This is a genomic window from bacterium (assembly GCA_040755795.1).
Lineage (GTDB): Bacteria > UBA9089 > CG2-30-40-21 > CG2-30-40-21 > SBAY01 > JBFLXS01.
Genome location: JBFLXS010000225.1, coordinates 1 through 6,526, shown reverse-complemented (window position 1 = coordinate 6,526; position 6,526 = coordinate 1). Strand labels below are relative to the sequence as shown.

The 6,526-nt window shown below is 38.7% G+C and carries 5 protein-coding genes; 3 read left to right on the top strand and 2 right to left on the bottom strand.

The features are described 5' to 3' along the window. Positions 1 to 702: 702 nt before the first annotated feature. Both acsC and AB1414_13345 read left to right on the top strand, forming a co-directional pair. Positions 703 to 2,055 (top strand): acetyl-CoA decarbonylase/synthase complex subunit gamma, encoded by a 1,353-nt coding sequence (gene acsC, locus AB1414_13350; protein MEW6608409.1) that lies wholly within the window; start codon positions 703 to 705, stop codon positions 2,053 to 2,055. A 308-nt stretch (positions 2,056 to 2,363) separates the two neighbouring features. Further along, complete coding sequence (locus AB1414_13345) at positions 2,364 to 3,221, top strand: dihydropteroate synthase (protein MEW6608408.1); 858 nt, start codon at positions 2,364 to 2,366, stop codon at positions 3,219 to 3,221. A gap of 38 nt (positions 3,222 to 3,259) precedes the next feature. On the opposite strand, the gene AB1414_13340 is transcribed toward AB1414_13345, so the two are convergent. After that, positions 3,260 to 3,739 carry a YaaR family protein gene (locus AB1414_13340; GenBank protein MEW6608407.1) on the bottom strand — a complete coding sequence of 160 codons (480 nt, stop codon included), beginning with the start codon at positions 3,737 to 3,739 and terminating at the stop codon, positions 3,260 to 3,262. Positions 3,740 to 4,072: 333 nt separating this feature from the next. After that, positions 4,073 to 5,659 carry a citramalate synthase gene (gene cimA, locus AB1414_13335; GenBank protein MEW6608406.1) on the bottom strand — a complete coding sequence of 529 codons (1,587 nt, stop codon included), beginning with the start codon at positions 5,657 to 5,659 and terminating at the stop codon, positions 4,073 to 4,075. Positions 5,660 to 5,755: 96 nt separating this feature from the next. Between cimA and AB1414_13330 the strand changes: the two genes are divergently transcribed. Further along, the gene (locus AB1414_13330) at positions 5,756 to 5,944 is read left to right on the top strand and encodes a hypothetical protein (GenBank protein ID MEW6608405.1); all 189 of its coding nucleotides are present in this window, start codon (positions 5,756 to 5,758) and stop codon (positions 5,942 to 5,944) included. Positions 5,945 to 6,526 lie beyond the last annotated feature (582 nt).

The following is a 6,526-nucleotide window of genomic DNA, read 5'->3' as shown; positions in this document are numbered from 1 at the left end:
GATTTTAAGGAAAGATTAAAGGGGAGGACAAACCGATATGGGTAGGATTTAAGGATGGGAGGTGTAATTATTACATAATCTCTCTAATCCTACTTCTGATGCGGGATTAGAATAGGTCCGACCCTCGGTTTATAATTAAAGGGAGGTAGTGTGTTTGAAAGGGGGAATTTCTTAGTGATTTAAGGGGAAGTCAGCTGTCTGCGTTGCTGAGGTAAGAGGCAAAAAGACAACCAAACCCCAAAACAGGATATTTTTGTTAGTCGTACTGTGTCAAACGGGTTAAAAAATGCCTTTATACAGGCTAAAGAGTAGTATGACCATTTCTATATCTATTTTTCGACCTGTGCGGTTAGATTTTAGGTTATTGACGCTGAAAGCGTCGAATCTTAAATAACCGTAGATGCAATCTACGGAAATAAACGCCCGCAAAACTCGACCCTGAAAGGGTCGAATGTAATCCATGGTTAGAATTCAACCCTTTCAGGGTTGAGTAGTAAGCAGGAGCTTTTCTTCTCTCCGTAGATTTTATCTACGGTTATGTAAAAGTCAAACCTTTCAGGTTTGAGGAAATTTGCTTGTAATTTCTAACCGCACAGGTCGCTATTTTTCGATTTTAAAAAAACACTTGACTTTTTTTTAAAAGTATATTACAATACAACCTTACTTCAGTCAATTTACCAAATAAAAGGGGGAATTTAAAAAATGGCTCTTACGGGTGTGCAAATATTTAAAAAATTACCACAAACAAATTGTAAGGAATGTAACTTTCCAACCTGCCTTGCCTTTGCGATGGCATTAGCCTCGGCTAAAACCGAGATTGAGAAATGTCCTTATGTCTCAAAGGAGGTTAAATCTGAATTAGCGGAAGCCTCTGCACCTCCAATACGCGGGGTAAAAATTGGCTCAGGTGAGACTGCAATTACAATTGGTGAAGAAACCGTCCTTTTCCGCCATGAAAAACGGTTTGAACATCCAACCGCCTTTGGAGTTCTAATCACGGATGAAGAAAAGGAAACAGAGATAACAAGGAAGATAAAGGCATTAAATGAAACGAAATATCTACGCGTTGGAGTAGAATTAAAACCCGAATTAGCCGCTTTGAAAAATACCTCTAAAAATAAAGAAACATTTATGAAATTAGTTAATACCGCCAGAGATTCAGTCAGCGGTTGTCTGATGCTGATGAGTGAAGATGTGGAGATATTAGGAGAGGCGGCAAGATTATGTAAGGATAAAAGACCAATTCTTTATGCGGCGACATCAGATAATTATCAAAAAGTCGCACAGATTAGCAAGGAAAATAATTGTCCGATTGTTGCCAGAGGAAATGGTCTGGAAGAACTGGCGACACTCACGGATAATTTAGTCAAAACCGGGATTAAGGATATAGTTTTAGATTCAAATCCATCAACCTTAAAACAGGCTTATGAAGACCAGATATTCACTCGCAGGCTTTCATTACTTAAAGCCTTTCGTCCATTAGGATTTCCAACAATTGCTTTTCCTTGTGAGATGACGGATAATCTAATGGAGGAAAGTCTAATCGGCACAGTGTTTATCTCAAAATACGCTGGGATAGTGATTTTTTCAGATATTCAACCTCACCACATGTTACCTCTTTTAGTCTATCGCTTAAATCTCTTTACCGACCCACAACGACCATTGACGATGGATGAAGGAATCTACGAATTTGGCAATCCGGATGCGAGTTCTCCGGTTCTAATCACTTGCAATTTTTCCCTGACTTATTTTGTGGTTTCTGGTGAAATTGAGGCAAGCAATGTTCCACTCTGGCTTTGTGTGATGAATACCGATGGATTATCGGTTTTAACCGCCTGGTCAGCCGGGAAGTTTGTCCCGGATTTAATTGCCCCGTTTGTTAAAAAATGTGGTATCGTCGACCGAGTCAAACACCGCAATTTAATCATCCCGGGTTATGTTGCCCAGATAAGCGGTGAATTAGAAGAAGAACTGAACAAAGAGTGGAATGTAAAAGTAGGCTGTCGCGAGGCCTCTGACCTGCCTCTGTTTTTACAACAATTTGCAAAAATTTAATTAAGATGGTGGGGAGAGGAAAAAAGCAAGTATTTTTCTCCCTTTCTCTTACTTAACCGTAACTATTCAGTTCTTTTGACAGGATTTACAGGATAGACAGGATGTTAAATAAAAGGATGTTGGATTGATTATTAATTTTGGAGAAAAAAAGGGTGAAGTAAAGCGAAAGGTGAGGGTTCTGTCGGAATATTCATCACAACTATAATCATGATGAACAGAATAAACAAAAATCCCATTAATCCTGTTCATCCTGTCAAAAATAGTGAATAGATACACTTAACCTAAATATCTACAGGAGGTAAAAAACAATGATACTTATTGGTGAAAGCATCAACATAATGACCACCAAAATCAGGGAAGCAATCAAAGACCGCGACCCTAAACCTATTCAGGAAATGGCTATAAAACAAGTCGAAGGTGGTGCCCATTACCTGGATATAAACCTTGGTCCAGCAAAAAAAGAAGGACCAGAGATGATGAAATGGGTAATTGAAACAGTCGAAGAGGTAGTTGATGTCCCTCTTTCTCTGGATACAACTAATTCTGAGGCAATTGAAGCCGGACTTAAAACCGTAAAAAAGGCAAAACCGCTGATTAACTCAATTTCTGCTCAAACTGAAAGATTAGATAAAACCTTAAAATTAGCCAAATCGTATCAGGTGCCGTTCATTGGTTTAATCCTTTCAGATGAAGGTATCCCGCGGGATGTTAATGAAAGGGCTGATGTCTGTTTAAGAATCCTTACTGCGGCTCAGGAGATTGATTACCCGGTTGAGGAAATATGGTTTGACCCAATTATCTTCCCGGTAAGTGCCGACCAAAAACAGGTGGTTGAAGCACCTGAATTTCTGAAATTATTACCGGATCTGGTTGGAATCCCAAACCCTAAAACTACCTGTGGACTTTCTAATGTTTCCAATGGCTCACCGCAGGAATTACGACCGCTACTCAATAAAGTTATGTTAATGATTCTTGCAGAGGTGAACATCTATTCGGCAATAGTCAATACAATGGATGCTGAATTTATGGCAACGGTAAAACAAGTAGAACAACATCTGGCGCAAGGTAAAAAACCAACCGAGTGCATTACAGATACAGATGTTCAGAAAACATTAAAAGTCCTCCGCAACGAAGTGATGTATTGCCATTCCTGGCTTGAGTTATAAAGACAAAAACTGGTCAAGTAAGCGTTACAGGTGAATAGTTACGAATATAAGTCCATTAATAATCCTTGAATCATTTCTACCTTAGCCGCAATGTTAATGGGATTAATTTGTGTCTTGAGGACTCCTTCGGTTAATTCAGACAGATTTTTATTAATCTCTTTAATGATGATATTTACCTGTCGCTGACCAAGTTGTGCCTGTAAAGGTCGAACTGTAGTTGTTGTTTCTTCCAGCGAATAGAGGTTTTTAACTACTTTTTCCATAAATGTCTGAACAAGATGTCTATATTGGGTAAGATTTTCATAGATAGGGGATTGAACTAAAATTTTTCCTTGAGCTTCAATTTTATTAAGCAGGTCATCGAGGTATAATTTTAGTTTTTCTTTAGTTGCGGTTTTCAATTCTTCATCAAATGTTTTTCCATCGATTTTTGGCGGGGCATTTTTTTCTTTAATTGAGTCTGTTTGAAAAAGACTTTTATCCGCCATAGCCTCAAGTGGGATATTTGTATTTATCATTTGATTACTCCTTTTTCGTCCAGCAATTCGTAACTATTCAGGTAACCGTTCAGGGATATAGCCACAGAGCCACAGAGAACACAGAGGGAATATATAATCACGAATGAATCCTGTTAGATGTTTTACTATCTAACGAGATGAATCCGAATCTCTCTGAACAACAAAAAGATTTGTAGTGCGAGGTTTTAGCCTCGCTTCTGGCAAGCCAGAAGGTGAACCTAAAGGTTCACACTACATTTATGGGATATCACAGATTAATTCGTGTCCTTAAGTGACTAATTTCTCTAATTCTCTGTGAACTCTGTGCCTCTGTGGCTGAACGATTACAATTTTCTACTTTGCACCTTGTTCAAAATTAGAATCGCTGGTTTTTGCCAGTATGTATTCAATAGAATCGACGAGGGCTAACCATGATGCATCAATAAGATTCTCTGAGACCCCAACCGTGCTCCAGATATTCTTTCCATCTGTAGATTCAATCAATACTCTGACCTTTGCGGCGGTGCCCTCTTTGGCATCCAATACCCTGACTTTATAGTCAGTTAAACGCACTTCTTTTAGTAAGGGATAAGATTCTTCTAATGCCTTTCTCAGGGCAGTATCTAAGGCATGAACAGGGCCATCTCCTTCGGCAACTATATATTTTTGTTTGCCTTTTACATCTATCTTAATAATTGCATCAGATGAAAGCTCCCTATTTCTATTTTCGACAATAACCTCAAATTTCTTTAGAGTAAATGCAGATTTATATTTACCTAACACCTTTTTAATGAGCAATTCAAATGAGGCGTCAGCGGCTTCATATTGGTATCCTTCGTCTTCTTTTTCTTTGATTTTAGCCAGAATTTTTTGTGTTTGAGGAGCATCTTTTGACAGGTCTATTTTCATCTCCTTTGCTTTTTCCAGAAGGCTGGTTTGTCCGGCTAATTCTGAGATTAATATTTTTCGTTCATTTCCAACTAATTCTGGCAGGATATGTTCGTAGGTTTTTGGATTTTTTTGCACGCCGCTGGCATGGACACCGGCTTTATGAGCAAAGGCAGAAGTGCCGACATAAGGTTGATGTGATTGAGGAACGATATTAGCCATTTCTGCAACAAATCTCGAGACCTCAGTCAGGCTTTTGAGTTGGTCATCTGAAATACAATTCAGCCCCATTTTAAGTTTCAAGTTTGGGATGATGAGGCATAAATCGGCATTACCACATCTTTCACCGTAACCATTGATAGTCCCCTGGATATGCGTGGCACCCAATTTTACCGCCATAATAGAATTAGCCACCGCCATTCCTGAATCATTGTGGGCATGAATACCTACGGGGACTTTAATGACTTTCAGGACTTCTTTGATTGGCTTTTCTATTTCATAAGTCAACATTCCACCATTGGTATCGCAAAGGGCAATAACATCTGCACCCGCTTTCTGTGCCTCTAAAATAGTCGCTAACGCATATTCTATATTTGCTTTATAGCCGTCAAAGAAATGCTCGGCATCATAAATTACCTCTTTACCCTTTGATTTCAAATAACGGACAGTATCTTGAATTAACTTTAAATTTTCTTCTAAAGAGATATTGAGTGCCTCGTGAACATGCAAGTCCCAACTTTTCCCGAATATACAGATTGCCGGGGTTTGTGCATCTAATAAATTTAATATACTCGGGTCTTCTTCAACCTTACATTTCGCCCTTCGTGTGCTTCCAAAAGCCACTATCTTCGCCTTTTTAAGTTTAATATTCTTTATTTCTGCAAAGAATTTCGTTTCTTTTGGATTTGAGCCAGGCCAACCACCTTCGATATAATCTACCCCTAAATGGTCTATCATCTGAGCAATCTTAATCTTCTCCTTAACCGCAAAGGATATTCCTTCTGTTTGAGCTCCATCGCGGAGCGTCGTATCATAAATTATAACCTTTTTCATAATAAACCTCCATTCAACCTTATCTCCTTCAAGTAATGGCTGAACATTTGTATTATACCTTAATTAACAAAAAAAATCAAGGAAAATTTTCGGCCTGTGCGGTTAGGTTTAAATAAAATGCAAGAAGCAGATATTCAATGCTACAAACAGGTCGCTCCTACGGAGCTACAAACATATTGCTTTTGCGGAATGCTACAAACAGATTGCTCCTACGGAGCTTTATTTATATTAGCTCCAGAGGAGCGGTCTGTTTGTAGAAAGATTATATCCTTACAACATAATTAGCTCCAGAGGAGCGACCTGTGTATTCTTTTTCTCACCCTAACCGCACAGGTGGAAAATTTTCGGCCTGCACAGGTAGAAAACTTTCAGATTTCTCGCAAAGGTGCAAAGGACGCAAAGAAAAAACCTCCTTTACGACCTTTGCGTCCTGGCGAGAGAAAATTTCTATAAAAGAATCGACACTTTTATTATACCCCATAACTTCTTTAATTTCAAGAGGTTAAATATTATCCGTGTTCATCTGTGGCTTTATACCTCAAAATTTCCTACAAAAGTTTCTTGACAACCATTACCTGTTTATGATATAGTAGAATCAGTCGTAACTATTCAGTCACTAAATCACTAAGATACGAAAAAAGGGATTCGTGGTTCGGGAAAGTATAGGATGCAGATAAACGCAGATTATCAGGATTTTTAAATATACATCCTGATAATCTGCGAAAATCTGCGTCCCATAACCTATTTTCAGGGGAAACCGTCATGCCCCTGCGGGGCACAAAGGAGGATGAAAATTTTGCTTGAATTTCCAGCTTCCTTGTGTTATTCTTACTAAGAAAGAGGCAAGGAGACTTGCCCAAAAGAAAT